Below are 18,289 nucleotides of genomic sequence, written 5' to 3' on the forward strand. Positions count from 1 at the left end.
CCATAAATATCTTCTCTCTCTATCTAAAATAAAAACTCCTCTATCCGTTGTATCATGCTGGAGAGAGGAGTTCAATCATTTCTCATTCGATTACACCAGAATTTGTAATATTAACGGTGTATTTTACTTTAATTGGCACATCTTTGTACATTTTTCGCCACTCTTCTAATTTAAATGGACGATAATGTTGTCTATATTTTGCTCCAAGTCCAAGAGGGTCAACATTTAAGGATTTAAACTGTTTAATTAGTTTTGTAGCTTTTGCATCTAACTGTTTCTCAACCGCTTTCGCTATTTTTTGCGTGTTCTTTTTATTTTCTAAGTTGAATTTTCGAGATAATTCTTGAATACGAGCTTCCATTTTTACATGAATATAGAAAGAAGGTTTTCCATTTTTTATAGTTACTTCGTAGGTAGGAACGGAACGGATGTTATTAATCATTGCATAGCCAGGATTGGTTTTAAATTCATGTGAATCTAGACGGTGCTTTTCTAGCAGTCCTTTGAAAACAAACATATCGTGGTACTTAATTGTGCCGACTAACTTATCCTTTTTCAAGAGACCGATACCAGTAATCTTTATTTTATCTCCATGTTTTTTTAGGATAGGCATATAGGAATCTTGTCCTTCACGGTAGTACCTGAAGGCGCCTAAATATAAATTGTCAGTTGGCAAAGGCCCAGTGTCCATATTATGTTCTAACATTTTTTTTATATAAATCGCAACATTGTAAGAGGTACTATATTTTCCTTTAAATAGTTCAGTACCACTGCCTTCTAATAGTCCAACATACAGTGAGTTACCAATATTCACATCACGAATCAATGTATCAAAGGAAGTTGATAATCCTTTTTTAGCAATCTTTGTTGTGAATAAGGCAACACGCATTTGACCGCTTGCGAACGGTTGCGAAGATTCTAAAGAGGTATCTGCCTTTACTTGTTTTACTGCGTTTCCTGTTCCTTCATAGACTTGAACTTTATTTCCCTTTTTTTGTATGGGGCAAACGAATGTAACTTTTACTTTATTATCTTTTGCTGTATCGAAGGCAGTTCCTTGAATGAGCTGAACGTCATCAATAATATTTTTTTGTAAGCAACCAGTTAGACTGAAGATACTGATGCAAGCAAGAATTATTAATTTTCTTTTGGTTTTTTCCATTTTCTTTTCACCCACACAATAATAAATAGAATTGGGATGTATACATATATAAGCCAAAAACTAACTTTAGATACATTGCTAATAAAATCATTAATATCATGCCTGTTCGTTAAAAGTTGTGAAACAACTAAAGTGATAAGCATAAATGCGATCAAAATACCTCGTTGCTTCACACGAAAGATTTCATGCGTTCCTCTAGTTGCAGCCCATAAAGGTAGGATAAAGCTGGTAATAATAACGAGAGCATAACCGGAAATAGCGATATACTCAAGTCGCTCTATAAAAGGAAGCTTAATAACTTGTGTCATGGACAGCTGAGACCAAATAGTTTTGAGTAATTGTTTTTCGCTAAAGAATGTAAAAGCGAGAATGGTACTAAATAAATATAAAATATTGGAAAATAATGCCCCATATTGCGCAAATTTATGGGATTTCTCTGGCTCTTTAACAAATGGATAAATCATAAGGAAAATTTCAAATCCTGTCATACTATAAATAGATAGTTGAGCTGCTTTCAAAATATCTGTAAAAGAATGTGAAAATATTGGAAGTAAATTATCCCAATGTGAGAATTTCAAAATGAAAAGACTTAGAAAAAGATAACCTAAGGTTCCACCAACAGAAATAACACAAATTCCTGCAATGACACGGAAGCCTGATGAAATAATGTAATAACTTATTAAACATAAAAAGAATGTGAGCATCCAGGTGGATGCACTAGGAAACATCCATACTTGAATAATTTCGACATATGTTCTAACAACAGAAATGCTTACAATGAAAAAATAAGCCATAAAAATGATATTAATACCATTTCCGATCCATTTTCCAAAAAGTTGTTTGTGTAAATCAATTAAGTTTCCTTCTACAGTTTTTAATGAATAATACATCATCCAGATGATAATATGAATAATGATCCCTGTGAGGAGAACCCCCATCCAGCCGTCGTATCCAGCAGCTTTTGCAATAATTCGAGCGAACCCGAGAACACCAGCACCAAACTGTGCACTGTGAATTAAGAAGAAAACAAAGACAGGAGATATTTGATATTTTTCTTGAACTTGACTCATCAATGCACCTCATTCCTTAATCATCAAAATCCGATCTATGTTTTGTTGAAATTCCTTTCGCTGCTTTTTTTACATGTTGTGGTCTTGCTTGTACATCTCTTGTATCGATCATTGTTAATGGGAAACGAATCCAAGAATCTTTAACGGATTGTTGTCTTGTCGGATAAAACAAAGCGTACGGCTTACGTAAAGAAGTAAGTCTAAATAGATGGGTAAATAAAAAGATAAATCCAAGAGAGATGCCGAAGAGTCCTCCTATTTCTGCGAATGCTAGAAATGGGAAACGTAGTAATCGAACGGCATTACCCATTTTATAAATAGGTGTAATAAAGGAAGCGAGTGCTGATAATGCAACGATAATTAATAAAATGTTACTCGTTAAACCAGCTTGTACAGATGCCTGTCCGATTACGATACCGCCTACAATACCGAGCGTTTGACCAACTTTCATCGGCAACCTCGCGCCAGCTTCTCTCAGTAAGTCGATTGCAAGTTCTAAAAAGAGTGCCTCAATTAAAGGTGGGAATGGTACTTGTGCCCTTGATAAAATCAAAGTTTCAAGTAAATCACTTGGAATGAGCTCATAATGATAATTTAAAACTGCAACGTATAACGGTGTAGCACAGATCGAAAATAGAACAGCGATAAGACGTAAAATGCGTGAAAATGTAGCGTATAGCCAAGAGACGTTATAGTCTTCTGGTGAAATGAAAAAATCAAAATAGGATACAGGTGTTAGTAGAACACTTGGAGAACCATCCACAAAAATAGCGATTTTTCCATCAATTAGTGCTTTTGTAACTCTATCAGTACGTTCTGTATTGATATAGAGAGGGAAAATCGACTTTTCACCCATTAATTCTTGTATATAAGCACTATCATTAATTTGATCATATTCAAGAGCACGTAATGACTCCTCGAGAAAATCTACATTATCTTTTTCAGCGAGGTTGTCTAAATACATCATGACAACTTTCGTTTTGGAAAATTCGCCGACAATCATTTCTTTTGTTTGTAAATCTAAAACAGGAAGGCGTTTTCGTACTAAATTAATATTCGTATCAATAGCTTCTACAAAGCCTTCTTGTGGACCGATAACTGTTGATTCATTTAATGGAGGGCTTGGTGCCCGGTAAGTATCAATTGCAATGTTTGCAAGCATACACTTTTGATCTTGCTGATTCAATTGAATAATCGCATGTCCCTTTAAAACCATGTCCTCAATTTTTTGTAAGTCATTCGTAATTGTAATACCACTCATCGGAATATGTTCTTTTAGCTCTTCTAATGAAGTACAAGGTCGTTCTAACAGAATAGGCATTAAATATTTCTGTAATTTCTCTCCATCAAGTGAAGGACGATAGTAAGAAATCCAATAAGGCATCGTTTCATCATCAGATGTGTGATAATTAACAAAATCACTAGACTTTTTGAGCTTCCCTATTAAATCTTGTAGAGAATGAATACGGTCTTTTTCTGGTTTCGTAAAATCATAAATACTATTATTTCCAGAGCTTTGCTGCTGATCTTGATCCGAGTTACCTTGTTTAGAATTTTGTTGTTGATTCTGATTCGAGTTACCTTGTTTAGAATTTTGTTGCTGATTCTGATTCGAGTCGTTTTGTTTAGAGTGTTGTTGTTGATTCTGATTCGAGTCGTTTTGTTTAGAATGTTGTTGTTGATTCTGATTCGAGTTGTTTTGTTTAGAGTGTTGTTGTTGATTCTGATTCGAGTCGTTTTGCTTAGAGTGTTGTTGTTGATTCTGATTCGAGTCGTTTTGTTTAGAATGTTGTTGTTGATTTTGATTCGAGTCGTTTTGTTTAGAGTGTTGTTGTTGATTCTGATCCGAGTTGTCTTGTTTAGAATTTTGTTGTTGATTCTCATCTGAGTCGTTTTGCTTAGAGTATTGCTGTTTATCTTGAGCCGAATCCTTGTTTTTTTCTTTTTTTTGCTCGTCATTGCTATCTTTATTATGTTTCATACTTCTAGTCTGTTCTTTGTTATCATCCTCTTGATTGTTGTTAGGCTGTTGCCCTGAATTATCTGTTTCGTTTTTCTCTGTCGTATTTGATTTTTTTTTCTTACGTAGCCAATTCCAAATCATATGTATTCCCTCTTTGATTGTGTAATATAGTGCTATTTTGTGGCTAATTTTGTATATTATTCATTTATTTATGAAAAGAAGGAGGAGATTGGTTTGTATAGAAAAAATCCTTTAGGAAGCAGTTCATACTATGACGGGAAGAGGGCGAGTCTGTGCAATTTGTAAAAAAGGAAAAGTTTGTTTTAAGAGAGTTTATGTTTGAAAATGGTAGGGGAATTCCTGTTCAAATGGGGTATGAGACGTATGGTACTTTAAATAGAGAAAGGTCAAATGCGATTTTGGTATGCCATTATTTTAGTGCAACGAGTCACGCGGCAGGGAAATATACAGCACATGATGAGGAGTCTGGTTGGTGGGATGGTTTAATTGGGCCAGGAAAAGCAATTGATACAAATAAATATTTTGTTATATGCACTGATAATCTTTGTAATGTGCAGGTGAAAAATCCATATGTGATTACAACAGGACCGAAATCGATTAATGCAGAAACTGGGGAAGAATATGCTATGGATTTTCCAGTTTTTACATTTCTCGATGTAGCTCGTATGCAATATGAGTTAATAAAAGATATGGGAATCGCAAGGCTACACGCTGTAATGGGACCGTCAGCTGGCGGGATGATTGCGCAGCAATGGGCTGTTCATTATCCTCATATGGTAGAGCGGATGATTGGTGTTATTACGAACCCGCAAAATCCAATTATTACGTCGGTAAATGTAGCACAAAATGCAATTGAGGCTATTCAACTGGATCCAAGTTGGAAGGGCGGAAAATATGGAGAAGAGCAGCCAATGAAGGGACTTCATTTAGCAAATAGAATGATGTTTATGAACGCATTTGATGAGCATTTTTATGAAACAACATTCCCTCGTAATAGTATAGAAGTAGAACCTTATGAAAAGTTTTCGATATTAACATCATTTGAGAAAGAAATAAATAAAGTGACATATAGAAGTATAGAGTTAGTAGATGCAAATTCGTGGATATACACTGCGAAAGCAGTTTTATTACATGATATTGCGCATGGATTTTCGTCTTTAGAAGAGGCACTGTCTAACATAGAAGCAAATGTACTTATGATTCCGTGCAAACAAGATTTGCTTCAGCCGTCACGTTATAATTATAAAATGGTAGACATTTTGCAAAAACAAGGGAAGTATGCGGAAGTGTATGAGATAGAAAGTATAAATGGGCATATGGCGGGAGCATTTGATATTCATTTATTTGAAAAGAAAGTTTATGAATTTTTAAACCGGAAAGTATCTAGCTTTGTGTAGAAAATAAATGATGTGAAAAAGGTGCAATGTATGTAGTAGGCACCTTTTTTTACATGATTTGTAGACGGAAAATATATGTGGCAATTGCTATACCGAAGAACGCGATACTAAGTAATAGAAATAAGAATGACATTTCTTGTGGTGATTTTATCTTTTTATTATTTTTCATACTAAGTGCAATAATTGCGGCGATTAAGAAAATGATGCCCGTAATGAAAAGAAAAAGTGTCATTTTCATTGGCTCCTTTCATAAAACAAGTATATTGAGGATACAATGCACGAGTTATGTTTGTAAAGAATAAGTTTTGCGGGGAAATTGAGAAATAAATTTTCCATTCTTTGCGTTCTTTCTTTCGCATGCTAAAATTGATTAGACATGGTTGTTTAAGGAAGAGACTAAAGGTTTTATTGTATATAAGGAGGAACGACATATGACAGAAGTTAAAACAATTACTACAGAAGAAGTGCAAGAGCGTTTAGAAAATGGAGAAACGTTATTTTTAGTAGATGTAAGGGAAGATGAAGAAGTAGCAGCAGGGAAAATTCCAGAAGCTGTACATATTAAAATGGGCGATATCCCAAATAAAGTAGATTTCTTTGATAAAGAGAATGAATATATCTTTATTTGTCGTTCGGGAATGCGCAGTGAAAATGTATGTCATTATTTAAATGAGCAAGGATTTAAAACAATGAACATGGTTGGCGGTATGCTTCAATATGAAGGTGAAACGAAATAAGTAGTTTAAAAAACTTGAAACGTGTTTGTTTCAAGTTTTTTTCTTTTGCATACAGTGTACAAAAGGGGGATAGGTAAATGGGGATTAACTTGCGGAAAGTAAAAATTATTAATAATACAGGGGCTGTTAATGTTGGTGACTGTTATGATATCTCACCTTTAGCTGTAGCAAAAATATATGCAGGTGCTGGAGGATCGAGTGCGGCTATTTTTTTAAATGGGAAAAGGCAGCCAGAAGCGGTGATTCGAACATCAGTATTTCTCCCGCCATTAGCAACGAGTACACGTACATTAGGTTCATAGAGGAAAGGTAGAGTGTAATTATGCCTGCTCATATAAAAGAATTTGTTATTGTGAATAACACTGGGAATATATTTACTGGTGATAATTTGAGTGATACGTCCTTTACTGCTACGAAATCGTATAGTGGCTCAATGGGATGTACTTGGATTGATGTTGTTACAGTAATAGGGACGGAGACGAAGCTTTGCTTACAGCCAGGTGATTCTGTGACGACAACATATACACGAGGAACTCCTGCTGGTACTGTAACAGGAACAAATATGGGGCAAGGTACAAATGTATCGGGTATAGCACAAGCCGTCCCAAATACAGATAATTTGGATTCAACTGCTGGACTCCCTTAAGGATTTAAGGGAGTTTTTATTATTTCAAATAAAAATAGTCTTTGAGTTTGTTTTTGTAAATACATATTAAGAAGAGGTTTGTTTAATATAAAAAAGATGGTGTGCAGGTGGTGAAAGTGTGAGAGAGCGCGATAAAAAACATTCATTAAACTCTAATTTCAGAATTTCACCAAATCTTATTGGGCCTACCTTTCCACCCGTTCCAACGGGATTTACTGGCATTGGGATTACTGGCCCAACAGGTCCCCAAGGTCCAACAGGCCCACAAGGACCAAGAGGATTACAAGGTCCAATGGGAGAGATGGGTCCCACAGGACCTCAAGGTGTGCAAGGGATACAAGGACCAGTTGGACCAATAGGTGCAACGGGACCAGAAGGACAGCAGGGGCCGCAAGGATTGAGGGGACCACAGGGCGCTACAGGAGCGACAGGACCAGAAGGAGTGCAAGGGTTACAAGGTCCGATTGGTCCAACCGGAGCGACTGGGGCACAAGGTATACAGGGGATACAAGGGTTACAAGGTCCGATTGGGGCTACTGGACCTGAGGGACCTCAAGGAATGCAAGGAGTTCAAGGGGTACCAGGAGCAACTGGTTCACAAGGTATACAAGGACCTCAAGGGATACAAGGCCCACAAGGACCGAGTGGAAGTGCGGGGACAACAGGAGCAACTGGTCAAGGGGTTACAGGCCCAACTGGAATAACAGGTCCAACAGGGATAACGGGTCCATCTGGAGGTCCACCAGGTCCGACGGGGGCAACTGGTGCGACAGGTCCAGGAGGTGGACCGAGTGGAAGTACAGGTGCGACGGGAGCAACGGGAAATACAGGGGTAACAGGAAGTACAGGTGTAACTGGAGTAACGGGAAATACAGGACTGACCGGACCGAGTGGAAGTACAGGAGAAACAGGAGCACAGGGATTGCAAGGAATACAAGGGGTTCAAGGGCCAATTGGACCAACAGGTCCAGAAGGTCCGCAAGGTATTCAAGGTATTCCGGGTCCGACGGGAGTAACTGGTTCACAAGGAATCCAAGGTGTTCAGGGAATTCAAGGGATAACAGGAGCAACTGGTGATCAAGGTCCGCAAGGTATACAGGGGGCTATAGGGCCTCAAGGTGTAACAGGAGCAACCGGAGATCAAGGTCCACAAGGAATTCAAGGAGTACCGGGTCCATCAGGAGCAACGGGACCACAAGGAGTTCAAGGGATACAAGGTCCTATGGGTGAGATAGGACCAACAGGTCCGGAAGGGCCAGAAGGACTTCAGGGTCCGCAAGGAATACAAGGGGTGCCAGGACCAGTTGGAGCAACAGGTCCAGAGGGCCCACAAGGAATCCAAGGAATTCAAGGGCCAGTAGGAGCGACAGGTCCAGAAGGCCCACAAGGAATACAGGGAATACAAGGGATTCAAGGTGTAACAGGAGCAACAGGAGCGCAAGGAGCAACTGGAATTCAAGGTGTACAAGGGAATATAGGTGCAACAGGTCCAGAGGGCCCGCAAGGTGTTCAAGGTGCTCAAGGAGCGATTGGCCCAACAGGTCCGATGGGACCACAAGGAGTTCAAGGAGTACAAGGAATTCAAGGGGCAACGGGTGTTCAAGGAGTGCAAGGTCCACAAGGAATACAGGGAATTCAAGGTCCGACGGGAGCAACAGGAGATACGGGCGTAACTGGTGCTACAGGGGAAGGAGCTACAGGCCCAACTGGAGTAACTGGTCCAACAGGTGTAACTGGTCCTTCTGGAGGACCAGCAGGACCGAGTGGTCCAACGGGGCCATCAGGTCCGACTGGAGTGACAGGTCCATCCGGTGGACCACCTGGACCGACAGGAGCAACCGGTGTGACTGGAGCAACTGGAGATACCGGGGCGACAGGCTCAACTGGAGTGACAGGAGCGACAGGAGAAACAGGAGCAACTGGTGTGACGGGCTTACAGGGACCCCAAGGAATTCAAGGTGTACAAGGAGAAATAGGTCCAACCGGTCCGCAAGGTGTTCAAGGTCCCCAAGGGATACAAGGAGTAACGGGAGCAACAGGAGATCAAGGTCCCCAAGGAATTCAAGGATTGCAAGGAATCCAAGGTCCAACCGGTCCACAAGGAATTCAAGGAGATCAAGGCCCCCAAGGAATCCAAGGTGTGACAGGAGCAACCGGACCACAAGGTCCACAGGGAATTCAAGGGATACAGGGAGTGCAGGGTCCGACCGGTCCGCAAGGCCCAACAGGAATTCAAGGTGTACAAGGCGACATAGGTCCAACCGGTCCACAAGGTGTGCAAGGATTGCAAGGTCCACAAGGCCCAACAGGGGCCACTGGGGCAATCGGAGCACAAGGTCCACAAGGAATTCAAGGTCCACAAGGCCTGACGGGATCCACAGGAGCAACCGGAGCGACAGGCCCCCAAGGAATTCAAGGCCCCCAAGGAATCCAAGGTCCAACGGGGGTAACAGGTTTACAAGGCCCAACAGGGGACACGGGTCCAACCGGTTCGCAAGGAATCCAAGGTCCAACAGGCCCAACTGGAGCTGGAGCAACCGGGGCCACTGGGGCAACGGGTGTGACCGGAGTTAGTACAACTGCAACGTATGCATTTGCGAATAATACATCAGGAACCGCTATTTCCGTTTTATTAGGTGGTACGAATGTACCGTTACCGAACAATCAAAATATTGGACCAGGAATCACTGTTAATGGTACGAATACTGTATTCACAGTTGCGAATGCAGGGAATTATTATATAGCTTATACAATTAATATAACGGCAGCTTTACTCGTAAGTTCACGTATAACTGTAAATGGGGTTCAACTTGCAGGAACCGTTAATTCACCAGCAGTAGCTACAGGTTCGTTTAATGCGACAATCATTGCTAATTTGCCTGCTGGAGCTGCTATTAGTCTGCAGTTATTTGGATTACTTGCAATAGCTACATTATCTACGACAACACCAGGAGCTACTTTAACTATTATTAGATTAAGTTAATAAGAAGAAAACCTTGGGGCTTTTATGCTTCAAGGTTTTTTATCCCGCTATTTGCCGGGCAGTAAGCCCACCACCTCAAAATTCAGCGGAAGCAAAGAAGTTAGGTGGGGGATCAACTGCCGGTAAAAGCCCGATTGGTGAAGGCTAATAATCAGTGGGGGATGAACAAAACCCCCACTGATTAAAGTTTCACTTTATCTCGTTATTTGTAGGTAGTCTAATTGGTTAGGAAAGTTTCACTTTATTCACTTGAGCAAAAACATCGCAGTTCGAAAATATATTATAATAGAATGAAAAGAGAGAAATTTGGCAGAAAGGGAGGGTGGCGATGCAGGAGATGGTTACAGATTTTTTTGGACGCCCACTTCAAGATTTGCGTATATCTGTCATTGATCGTTGCAATTTTAGATGTACATATTGTATGCCAGCGGAAGTTTTTGGGCCAGATTATGCTTTTTTGAAAGATGAGTTTTTACTGACGTTTGATGAAATTGAACGTTTGGCAAAACTATTTGTTAGCATCGGTGTACGAAAAATTAGACTTACTGGTGGCGAGCCACTGCTGCGTAAAGATTTAACAAAACTTATTGCACGTCTCGTGAAAATTGAAGGGTTAGTAGATATAGGGTTAACGACGAATGCAATTCATTTAACGAAACAAGCAAAAGCATTAAAAGAAGCTGGATTACATAGAGTAAATGTTAGTTTGGATGCAATAGATGACGATGTATTTAAGGACATTAATGGCCGGAATATCAATACGAAACCTGTTATAAAGGGAATTATGGCTGCAAAAGAGGCCGGGCTTGATGTAAAGGTAAATATGGTTGTGAAAAAAGGGATGAATGACCATCAAGTACTTCCGATGGCTACTTATTTTAAAGAGCAAGGAATCACACTTAGGTTTATTGAGTTTATGGATGTTGGTAGTACAAATGGATGGAACTTTGATCAAGTCGTTACAAAGCGAGAGTTAATTGAGATGATTCATAGCGTGTATCCACTTGAGCTAGCTGAAGCGCATTATTTCGGTGAAGTTGCGAAGCGATATCGTTACGTTGGAACAAATGTCGAAGTCGGTTTTATTACTTCCGTTTCAGAGTCATTTTGTTCCTCTTGTACGAGAGCAAGAATTTCGGCAGATGGAAAGTTTTATACTTGCTTATTTGCGACAGAAGGATTGGATGTAAGGGAACTTCTTAGAGGAAATCTTTCAGATGATGAGTTAGTAAGCGTTATACAAAATGTATGGATGAATAGAAAAGACAGGTATTCGGATGAACGGACAGAAGAAAGTGCAAAGAATCGTCCGAAAATTGAAATGTCTTATATAGGAGGATAAGGGGGCTATCGTATGCAGGAGCGATATTCAAGACAAATATTATTTTCTGGTGTTGGAGAAGAAGGACAGAGAAAAATTAGAGAGAAGCATGTGCTTATTATCGGCGCTGGTGCTCTCGGTGCAGCGAATGCAGAAGCAATTGTTAGAGCAGGTGTTGGCAAAATAACAATTGCGGATCGTGATTATGTAGAATGGAGTAATTTACAAAGACAACAATTATATACAGAAGAAGATGCAAAGCAATACAAACCAAAGGCGGTAGCAGCGGCAGAGCATTTACAAGCGATTAATTCTGAGGTGAAAATAAATCAGGTTGTGACTGATGTAACAGTGCAAGAAATGGAAGAGCTAGTGAATGATGTAGATTTAATATTAGATGCGACAGATAATTTTGAAACGCGTCTTCTTATTAATGATGTTTCACAAAAGTATAATATTCCGTGGATATATGGTGGTTGTGTCGGAAGCTACGGAGTAACGTATACAATTTTACCAGGAAAAACACCGTGTTTCCGCTGTTTAATGGAACATCCAGCGAGCGGGGCAACATGTGATACGGCGGGTATTATACAGCCGGCCGTGCAATTAGTAGTTGCACATCAAATAACGGAAGCGCTGAAAATATTAGTAGAAGACTATGGGGCGCTTCGCGAAACGATGTTATCGTTTGATCTTTGGAATAATCAACAGATGGCATTTAAAGTGAATAGGCAGAAAAAAGACACATGTTTATCTTGTGGAAGATTACGTACATATCCGAGTTTAACATTTGAAGCACAAACGAAAACAGAAGTGTTATGTGGCCGAAATACAGTACAAATCCGTCCAGGTGTGCGGAATGAATTTAATTTAGAAGAAATTAAAAAGCGCTTACAAAGAAGTGTGGATGTAAAAGCTACTCCGTATTTATTATCATTTCCGATAGAGGAATTTCGTTTTGTTTTATTTACAGATGGCAGGGCCTTTATTCATGGGACGAATGATATAAATGTAGCAAAACGTTTATATGCAAGATATATAGGTTGAACCTAAAGGAAGCCCTTTAGGTTCAACGGAGAGAAGATTAAGACTTTCTCGTATAATCTCCACTTTTTCCACCTGTTTTTTCAAATAAGTACGTTTCGCCAATAATCATACCTTTATCAACAGCTTTGCACATATCGTACACAGTAAGAGCTGTAGCGGAAGCAGCTGTTAAAGCTTCCATTTCAACACCGGTGCTACCTTCTGTTTTAACTTTTACTTCAATAAGTAATCGATATTGTTCTTCGGATTGTTTCCAATCGAAAGAAACGTCAACACCTTTTAATAATAAAGGATGGCACATTGGGATAATATCAGAAGTGCGTTTCGCAGCCATAATACCTGCGATTTGTGCAACTGCTAGTACGTCACCTTTCCCAATTTCATTGTGAGAGATTTTATCGTAAATTTCTTTTGTAACGACAATGCTAGAGCACGCAATTGCTGTTCGAACGGTTGCTTTTTTGTCACTTATATCAACCATCTTCGCGCGTCCTTGGTCATTAAAGTGTGTGAATGAAGACATGGAATTCCTCCTTGAAGTAATTTCTATTTAATATATAAAGTTTAATCGAGATAAAAAAAATTGCAAATATGAGGTGAGAAACGATGGTAGAAAAACGAATTCCAATTCAAGTTGCTGAGGCAGTAGAGAGAGTAATGGAATATGCGAAGAATGGTGAAGTAGAAGAGGTTTCTATTACGGAAAGTTACGGGAGAATTCTTGGGGAGGATGTTGTCTCTGATCATGACGTTCCTCATTTTGATCGTTCTCCTTACGATGGTTTCGCAATTCGAGCAGAAGATACGAAAGAAGCGAATCAAGAGAATTCAGTTGAATTTGAAGTAATAGGGGAAATCGGGGCGGGATTTGTTTTTTTAGATGAAGTAGGGCCTTTTAAAGCGGTTCGTATTATGACGGGAGCAGCTATTCCAGAGGGGTGTAATGCAGTCGTAATGCTAGAGCTGACGGAAGGTTTTGAGAAGAACGGAAAAACATATATGAAGGTAAAGCGTCCTTTTAATAGTGGTGACAATGTGTCATTTAAAGGCGAAGATATAAAACGAAATCAAGTTCTCGTTAAGAAAGGCGTTGCAATCAATCCAGGTGTTGCCGCCTTATTAGCGACGTTTGGATATAGTACTGTGAAAGTTGTAAAACAGCCTGTTGTTGGTATTGTGACGACAGGAAGTGAATTGTTAGAAGTACACGAGTCGTTACAGCCGGGGAAAATTAGAAATAGTAACTCGTATATGATTGCAGCTCAAATTATGAAAGCCGGAGGGAAAGTTCGTTATTATGGCCAACTTGCCGACGAGTTAGATGCATGTTTTGCAGCTGTTCAATCGGCGATGGATGAGGTTGATATTTTAATTACGACAGGCGGTGTGTCGGTAGGAGATTATGACTACTTGCCAGCTATTTATGAAAGACTACAGGCGAATGTACTCTTTAATAAAATAGCGATGAGACCAGGAAGTGTAACGACAGTAGCTGAAGTTGATGGAAAGTTACTTTTCGGTTTATCAGGAAATCCGTCAGCTTGCTACGTAGGTTTTGAGCTATTTGTGCATCCGGTTATAAAAACATATTTGTATGCGAAAGAACCCCACGTATATAGAGCAGATGCTATTTTGCAAGCGGATTTTCCGAAGCCAAATCCGTTTACTCGCTTTGTAAGAGCAAAGGTGACAATCGTGGACGGAGCATTACAAACGATGCCGGTCGGCTTAGATAAATCGAGTGCGGTCTCTTCACTTGCCGAAGCGAATGCTTTTATTGTGTTGCCTGGAGGAACGAGAGGATTTGAAGCAGGGATGAAAGTATCTGTATTGTTGTTAGAGCACGCCGAGGGATGTGAGTGGCCATGGGCAAAGCCCCTTCAATCTTACAAATAGTAGGGTATCAAAATAGCGGAAAAACAACGCTCGTTGAGAAAATTGTGTACGCATTAGCTGAACGAAAAATGAAAGTTGCTACAATTAAGCATCACGGGCACGGAGGTTTTCCAGAAGTAGCGCAAAAAGATAGTGAAAGGCACCGAAAGGCTGGTGCTGTTGTCAGTAGTGTAGAAGGCGCTGGATTACTTTCACTGTCGTCATTAAGAGAGGAATGGTCCTTGCAAGAAATTATTCGCTTATATGAGTTTTTTGAAGTGGATACAATTTTAATAGAGGGCTATAAAAAAGAGAGCTATCCGAAAGTAGTGTTACTTCGTTCTGCGGAAGACGTTGAACTTTTACATAAAGTAGAAAATATAGTAGCCGTTATTACGTGGCATGATGCTCCCGCAAACTTACGAGAAGAATATAAAGTATTTCATATAACAGAAGAAGAGTTGTATATAGACTGGTTTATACAAACGGTAAGGAGTACGAAATGACAAATACGTATTATGAAGTAATTGATACAGAAATCTCGATTGAAGAGGTAGCGAAGAAGGTTATTCGCCGCGAATGCGGTGCTGTTACAACATTTATTGGAACGGTTAGGGAGTTTACGAAAGGGCGTCGTACATTATACTTAGAATATGTCGCTTATAAAACGATGGCAGAAAAGATGCTAGAGAAAATTGGCTCAGAAGTGAAAGAGAAGTGGCCAGGTACACACGTTGCGATTACACATCGCATCGGTACACTGCAAATTTCTGATATCGCGGTTGTTGTTGCTGTTTCAACGCCGCACCGTAAAGCAGCCTATGAGGCGAATGAATACATTATGGAACGCATAAAACAAATTGTTCCGATTTGGAAAAAGGAGTTTTGGGAAGATGGAGACTCATGGATTGGTGATCAATTAGAAAAAACACCATATCCGGCGGGAGAGCCTGGGAAGGAGCTATAAGTATGATTCGAGTATTGTTATTTGCGCACTTGCAAGAAGAAGCAGGAACAAGTGAATTACAAATAGAGAAAGAAAATATTACGGTTGCAGAGTTAAAAGATGTTGTTGCTAAAGAATATAATGTACCAGTGACAGCATCAACTATGGTTGCGATTAATGAAGAATACGCAAATGAAGATGACACGATCCGAGATGGTGATGTTGTTGCACTAATCCCACCAGTGAGCGGTGGTTAATATTGGATTTATTAAAACGACTTTCCTACACAGGGGAAGTCGTTTTTTTATGGCAGTTTTGCGAACACTAATTTATAGAACAAGGAGGGTATTATGAAAAAAATATGTGTAGTTATTACAATGATATGTTCGGTCTTCTTCTCTTCCCCAAGTGATTCTTTGGCGAAAGAATCGAGGGAGCAGCTGTTAGAGAGTGCATTATCAAATAGGTACTATTCAGTTATTAGACAAGTGACAGAAGATCAATATGAATGTGCTTCCGTTATAAATATAAAGCGTCTCGGCAAGAACGGTGAGTTCGTTCCTAGATTTGAAATTACGCTACAATTTCTTACGTTCCAAGGTGCACATAATCCGCCGAATGATAAAGTTACACTTATTTTGGAAGATCATTTAGATCACGTAAAAATAAAGAAGGTGGAGCGAGAAAAGAATGTTTCTGGTGCTATTACAGAAAAAGTTTGTGAACGGGAAAAAGAAAAGATAAAAGATCACTCTAATGATTCAGAGTGATCACCTATGAAATTTAGTAAAGAAAGGTAATGAGCGATGGACATACTTTTAGCGATTTTACCGGCTCTATTTTGGGGAAGTATTGTGCTATTTAACGTGAAACTGGGCGGAGGACCGTATAGTCAAACGCTCGGTACAACGTTTGGTGCACTTATTTTCTCAATTGTTGTTTATATTTTTATGAAGCCCGTATTGACTCCTACTATTATCGGAGTTGGAATTGTGTCAGGTTTATTTTGGGCACTTGGTCAGGCAAATCAATTAAAAAGTATTGATTTAATGGGTGTTTCGAGAACGATGCCCATTTCAACAGGATTGCAATTAGTTGCGACGACTTTATTTGGAGTCATCGTATTTCATGAGTGGTCCACGACTATATCAGTCGTCCTTGGCGTTTTGGCTCTCGTTTGTATTATTATCGGTGTTATTTTAACATCACTTCAAAGTGAAGAAGAAAAGAGTGCAGAGCAGGCAGGGAACTTTAAAAGGGGCATTATCATTTTATTGATTTCAACAGTCGGTTATTTAGTTTACGTAGTAGTGATTAGACTATTTAACGTAGATGGTTGGTCAGCTTTATTGCCACAAGCAGTTGGTATGGTGTTAGGGGGCATTTTGCTTACGTTTAAACATCATCCATTTAATAAATATGCAATACGAAATATTATTCCAGGATTAATTTGGGCAGCTGGTAATATGTTTTTATTCATTTCGCAGCCGCGTGTTGGAGTGGCAACAAGTTTTTCACTATCACAAATGGGAATTATTATTTCAACGCTTGGCGGGATTCTTATATTGGGTGAAAGAAAAACGAAACGCCAATTAACGGGTATTGTCGTCGGTATCGTTTTTATTATCGCAGCCGGAATAATGTTAGGTGTTGCAAAAAGTTAAAGGGGGTATTGAAATGTATAGTGATTTAGCAGGAAAAGTTGTCGTTATTACAGGATCAGCAACTGGTCTTGGAAGAGCGATGGGAGTACGGTTTGCTAAGGAAAAAGCAAAAGTAGTGATTAACTATCGCTCACGAGAGTCAGAAGCGCATGATGTATTAGAAGAAATTAAAAAAGTAGGTGGAGAAGCGATTGCTGTAAAAGGGGATGTGACAGTTGAATCTGATGTCGTGAACCTCATTCAATCTGCTGTGAAAGAGTTTGGTACGCTTGACGTTATGATTAATAATGCAGGGATAGAAAACGCGGTCCCGTCGCATGAAATGCCGTTAGAGGATTGGAATAAAGTAATCAATACAAATTTAACAGGAGCTTTTTTAGGAAGCCGTGAAGCGATTAAATATTTTGTAGAACATGATATTAAAGGTTCTGTCATTAATATGTCGAGTGTTCATGAGAAAATTCCGTGGCCACTATTTGTGCACTATGCGGCGAGTAAGGGCGGTATTAAACTAATGACAGAAACGTTAGCGTTAGAATATGCACCAAAAGGTATTCGAGTAAATAATATTGGTCCAGGTGCAATAAATACGCCAATTAATGCCGAAAAGTTTGCTGATCCTAAAAAACGTGCTGACGTAGAAAGTATGATACCGATGGGCTACATTGGAAAACCGGAAGAAATTGCAGCAGTCGCAACTTGGCTTGCTTCCTCAGAAGCGAGTTACGTAACTGGAATTACGTTATTTGCAGATGGTGGAATGACTTTATACCCGTCGTTTCAAGCAGGGCGAGGATAATAAAAAAGGACAAAGAGTTTTATCTCTTTGTCCTTTTTTCTGCAAAAAAAAATAGCGGTCGGCTATTTTAAATTTAATGATTAATTGTATCTTGAAGAAATTCTGTTGCTTGATGTTCAGAAACATTTTGTACAAGTGCAACTTCGCTAATCATCATTTTGCGTGCATTATCTAGCATTTGTTTTTCGCTCGCATTTAATGCTCTCTCTTTATTACGGCGAAGTAAATCGCGAACAACTTCTGCGCTATCTTGCAGATTGCCGTTTTTCATTTTTTCCATATTCATTGTATATCTTTGTTTCCAGGAAAGTGATGTGTCTGATTCCCCGTTTTGAAATTCAAGAAGTATACCATCTAACGTACCTTTATCTACGATATAACGAATACCTGATTTTTGTAATTGATCCATAGGAAGCATTATTTGCATGTCTTTACTAATAATACGTATCACACAATATTGACGTGTTGTTCCTAATATTTCTTTCTCTTCAATGGCTTCGATGACTCCTGCGCCGTTCATTGGATAAACGATTTTATCGCCAATTTGAAACAAATCATCCACCTCCATATGTGGTAACCACTTTTAATGATAGCACATATGAGTAAAAATGTCAAATTTTATATAATACCATAATGTTGATATTATAGTCAATAAGTA

Annotated in this window: 20 protein-coding genes; 14 read left to right on the top strand and 6 right to left on the bottom strand. The window is 39.3% G+C overall.

Going from position 1 to position 18,289, the window contains the following annotated elements; genetic code table 11:
• Nucleotides 1–82: 82 nt before the first annotated feature.
• Genes MNO09_RS06110 through MNO09_RS06120 form a run of 3 tightly spaced genes read right to left on the bottom strand, consistent with a single transcriptional unit; the run spans nt 83 to nt 4,336 of the window.
• The gene (locus tag MNO09_RS06110) at nt 83–1,162 is read right to left on the bottom strand and encodes a Ger(x)C family spore germination protein (RefSeq protein WP_000416066.1); all 1,080 of its coding nucleotides are present in this window, start codon (nt 1,160–1,162) and stop codon (nt 83–85) included.
• The gene (locus tag MNO09_RS06115) at nt 1,138–2,232 is read right to left on the bottom strand and encodes a spore germination protein (protein ID WP_000084571.1); all 1,095 of its coding nucleotides are present in this window, start codon (nt 2,230–2,232) and stop codon (nt 1,138–1,140) included. The genes MNO09_RS06110 and MNO09_RS06115 overlap by 25 nt, the downstream gene beginning before the upstream one ends.
• A 16-nt stretch (nt 2,233–2,248) precedes the next feature.
• Nucleotides 2,249–4,336 carry a spore germination protein gene (locus tag MNO09_RS06120; RefSeq protein ID WP_081339433.1) on the bottom strand — a complete coding sequence of 696 codons (2,088 nt, stop codon included), beginning with the start codon at nt 4,334–4,336 and terminating at the stop codon, nt 2,249–2,251.
• A gap of 152 nt (nt 4,337–4,488) precedes the next feature.
• On the opposite strand from MNO09_RS06120, the gene MNO09_RS06125 reads away from it, so the two are divergent.
• On the top strand, nt 4,489–5,613 hold the full coding sequence (locus MNO09_RS06125) for a homoserine O-acetyltransferase family protein (protein WP_001160995.1): 1,125 nt from the start codon (nt 4,489–4,491) through the stop codon (nt 5,611–5,613).
• 49 nt (nt 5,614–5,662) lie between these two features.
• On the opposite strand, the gene MNO09_RS06130 is transcribed toward MNO09_RS06125, so the two are convergent.
• Nucleotides 5,663–5,845: a hypothetical protein gene (locus MNO09_RS06130; protein WP_000171896.1), complete on the bottom strand. Its 183-nt coding sequence runs from the start codon at nt 5,843–5,845 to the stop codon at nt 5,663–5,665.
• Between the two features lie 199 nt (nt 5,846–6,044).
• On the opposite strand from MNO09_RS06130, the gene MNO09_RS06135 reads away from it, so the two are divergent.
• From MNO09_RS06135 to MNO09_RS06160, 6 genes are all read left to right on the top strand, one after another.
• Nucleotides 6,045–6,350: a rhodanese-like domain-containing protein gene (locus MNO09_RS06135; protein ID WP_000141210.1), complete on the top strand. Its 306-nt coding sequence runs from the start codon at nt 6,045–6,047 to the stop codon at nt 6,348–6,350.
• 77 nt (nt 6,351–6,427) lie between these two features.
• Nucleotides 6,428–6,652, top strand: a complete 225-nt coding sequence (locus MNO09_RS06140; protein WP_000512461.1) for a spore germination protein — start codon at nt 6,428–6,430, stop codon at nt 6,650–6,652.
• 20 nt (nt 6,653–6,672) lie between these two features.
• Nucleotides 6,673–6,996 carry a hypothetical protein gene (locus MNO09_RS06145; protein ID WP_001110861.1) on the top strand — a complete coding sequence of 108 codons (324 nt, stop codon included), beginning with the start codon at nt 6,673–6,675 and terminating at the stop codon, nt 6,994–6,996.
• Between the two features lie 118 nt (nt 6,997–7,114).
• Entirely contained in the window at nt 7,115–9,979 is a 2,865-nt protein-coding gene (locus MNO09_RS06150; protein WP_088107408.1) for a BclA-related collagen-like exosporium protein, read from the top strand.
• A 328-nt stretch (nt 9,980–10,307) separates the two neighbouring features.
• The gene (gene moaA / locus MNO09_RS06155) at nt 10,308–11,321 is read left to right on the top strand and encodes a GTP 3',8-cyclase MoaA (protein WP_001157142.1); all 1,014 of its coding nucleotides are present in this window, start codon (nt 10,308–10,310) and stop codon (nt 11,319–11,321) included.
• Nucleotides 11,322–11,333: 12 nt separating this feature from the next.
• Nucleotides 11,334–12,347 carry a molybdopterin-synthase adenylyltransferase MoeB gene (locus MNO09_RS06160; protein WP_001158093.1) on the top strand — a complete coding sequence of 338 codons (1,014 nt, stop codon included), beginning with the start codon at nt 11,334–11,336 and terminating at the stop codon, nt 12,345–12,347.
• A gap of 37 nt (nt 12,348–12,384) precedes the next feature.
• On the opposite strand, the gene moaC is transcribed toward MNO09_RS06160, so the two are convergent.
• A complete protein-coding gene (gene moaC, locus MNO09_RS06165; protein WP_000094144.1) occupies nt 12,385–12,870 on the bottom strand; it encodes a cyclic pyranopterin monophosphate synthase MoaC in 486 nt (161 codons plus the stop codon).
• Between the two features lie 83 nt (nt 12,871–12,953).
• On the opposite strand from moaC, the gene moeA reads away from it, so the two are divergent.
• The 7 genes from moeA to MNO09_RS06200 all read left to right on the top strand — a co-directional run bounded on the left by moeA (nt 12,954) and on the right by MNO09_RS06200 (nt 17,631).
• The gene (gene moeA, locus MNO09_RS06170; RefSeq protein ID WP_000229687.1) at nt 12,954–14,243 is read left to right on the top strand and encodes a molybdopterin molybdotransferase MoeA; all 1,290 of its coding nucleotides are present in this window, start codon (nt 12,954–12,956) and stop codon (nt 14,241–14,243) included.
• Nucleotides 14,213–14,728, top strand: coding sequence for a molybdopterin-guanine dinucleotide biosynthesis protein B (gene mobB / locus MNO09_RS06175; RefSeq protein ID WP_000513641.1), 516 nt, complete (start codon nt 14,213–14,215; stop codon nt 14,726–14,728). The genes moeA and mobB overlap by 31 nt, the downstream gene beginning before the upstream one ends.
• Nucleotides 14,725–15,189: a molybdopterin synthase catalytic subunit MoaE gene (moaE, locus tag MNO09_RS06180; RefSeq protein ID WP_000185929.1), complete on the top strand. Its 465-nt coding sequence runs from the start codon at nt 14,725–14,727 to the stop codon at nt 15,187–15,189. The genes mobB and moaE overlap by 4 nt, the downstream gene beginning before the upstream one ends.
• 2 nt (nt 15,190–15,191) lie before the next feature.
• Entirely contained in the window at nt 15,192–15,425 is a 234-nt protein-coding gene (gene moaD, locus MNO09_RS06185) for a molybdopterin converting factor subunit 1 (RefSeq protein WP_000621775.1), read from the top strand.
• Between the two features lie 93 nt (nt 15,426–15,518).
• Nucleotides 15,519–15,938, top strand: coding sequence for a DUF3888 domain-containing protein (locus MNO09_RS06190; RefSeq protein WP_000717673.1), 420 nt, complete (start codon nt 15,519–15,521; stop codon nt 15,936–15,938).
• Nucleotides 15,939–15,974: 36 nt separating this feature from the next.
• Nucleotides 15,975–16,832: a glucose uptake protein GlcU gene (gene glcU, locus MNO09_RS06195; RefSeq protein ID WP_000353539.1), complete on the top strand. Its 858-nt coding sequence runs from the start codon at nt 15,975–15,977 to the stop codon at nt 16,830–16,832.
• 13 nt (nt 16,833–16,845) lie between these two features.
• On the top strand, nt 16,846–17,631 hold the full coding sequence (locus MNO09_RS06200; RefSeq protein WP_000286669.1) for a glucose 1-dehydrogenase: 786 nt from the start codon (nt 16,846–16,848) through the stop codon (nt 17,629–17,631).
• A gap of 73 nt (nt 17,632–17,704) precedes the next feature.
• Here MNO09_RS06200 and MNO09_RS06205 read toward each other — a convergent pair whose 3' ends face one another.
• Entirely contained in the window at nt 17,705–18,199 is a 495-nt protein-coding gene (locus MNO09_RS06205) for a CarD family transcriptional regulator (RefSeq protein ID WP_000451449.1), read from the bottom strand.
• Between the last annotated feature and the right edge of the window lie 90 nt (nt 18,200–18,289).

Source organism: Bacillus sp. N5-665, assembly GCF_022637375.2.
Taxonomy (GTDB): domain Bacteria; phylum Bacillota; class Bacilli; order Bacillales; family Bacillaceae_G; genus Bacillus_A; species Bacillus_A wiedmannii.

What these genes read in the sequence shown, in the direction of transcription:
- MNO09_RS06110 (WP_000416066.1), bottom strand. Translation starts at nt 1,162, where the DNA reads ATGGAAAAAACCAAAAGAAAATTAATAATTCTTGCTTGCATCAGTATC.
- MNO09_RS06115 (WP_000084571.1), bottom strand. Translation starts at nt 2,232, where the DNA reads ATGAGTCAAGTTCAAGAAAAATATCAAATATCTCCTGTCTTTGTTTTC.
- moeA (WP_000229687.1), top strand. Translation starts at nt 12,954, where the DNA reads ATGGTAGAAAAACGAATTCCAATTCAAGTTGCTGAGGCAGTAGAGAGA.
- moaD (WP_000621775.1), top strand. Translation starts at nt 15,192, where the DNA reads ATGATTCGAGTATTGTTATTTGCGCACTTGCAAGAAGAAGCAGGAACA.
- MNO09_RS06200 (WP_000286669.1), top strand. Translation starts at nt 16,846, where the DNA reads ATGTATAGTGATTTAGCAGGAAAAGTTGTCGTTATTACAGGATCAGCA.
- moaA (WP_001157142.1), top strand. Translation starts at nt 10,308, where the DNA reads ATGCAGGAGATGGTTACAGATTTTTTTGGACGCCCACTTCAAGATTTG.
- MNO09_RS06140 (WP_000512461.1), top strand. Translation starts at nt 6,428, where the DNA reads ATGGGGATTAACTTGCGGAAAGTAAAAATTATTAATAATACAGGGGCT.
- moaC (WP_000094144.1), bottom strand. Translation starts at nt 12,870, where the DNA reads ATGTCTTCATTCACACACTTTAATGACCAAGGACGCGCGAAGATGGTT.
- MNO09_RS06135 (WP_000141210.1), top strand. Translation starts at nt 6,045, where the DNA reads ATGACAGAAGTTAAAACAATTACTACAGAAGAAGTGCAAGAGCGTTTA.
- moaE (WP_000185929.1), top strand. Translation starts at nt 14,725, where the DNA reads ATGACAAATACGTATTATGAAGTAATTGATACAGAAATCTCGATTGAA.
- mobB (WP_000513641.1), top strand. Translation starts at nt 14,213, where the DNA reads ATGGGCAAAGCCCCTTCAATCTTACAAATAGTAGGGTATCAAAATAGC.
- glcU (WP_000353539.1), top strand. Translation starts at nt 15,975, where the DNA reads ATGGACATACTTTTAGCGATTTTACCGGCTCTATTTTGGGGAAGTATT.
- MNO09_RS06190 (WP_000717673.1), top strand. Translation starts at nt 15,519, where the DNA reads ATGAAAAAAATATGTGTAGTTATTACAATGATATGTTCGGTCTTCTTC.
- MNO09_RS06130 (WP_000171896.1), bottom strand. Translation starts at nt 5,845, where the DNA reads ATGACACTTTTTCTTTTCATTACGGGCATCATTTTCTTAATCGCCGCA.
- MNO09_RS06205 (WP_000451449.1), bottom strand. Translation starts at nt 18,199, where the DNA reads ATGGAGGTGGATGATTTGTTTCAAATTGGCGATAAAATCGTTTATCCA.
- MNO09_RS06120 (WP_081339433.1), bottom strand. Translation starts at nt 4,336, where the DNA reads ATGATTTGGAATTGGCTACGTAAGAAAAAAAAATCAAATACGACAGAG.
- MNO09_RS06160 (WP_001158093.1), top strand. Translation starts at nt 11,334, where the DNA reads ATGCAGGAGCGATATTCAAGACAAATATTATTTTCTGGTGTTGGAGAA.
- MNO09_RS06145 (WP_001110861.1), top strand. Translation starts at nt 6,673, where the DNA reads ATGCCTGCTCATATAAAAGAATTTGTTATTGTGAATAACACTGGGAAT.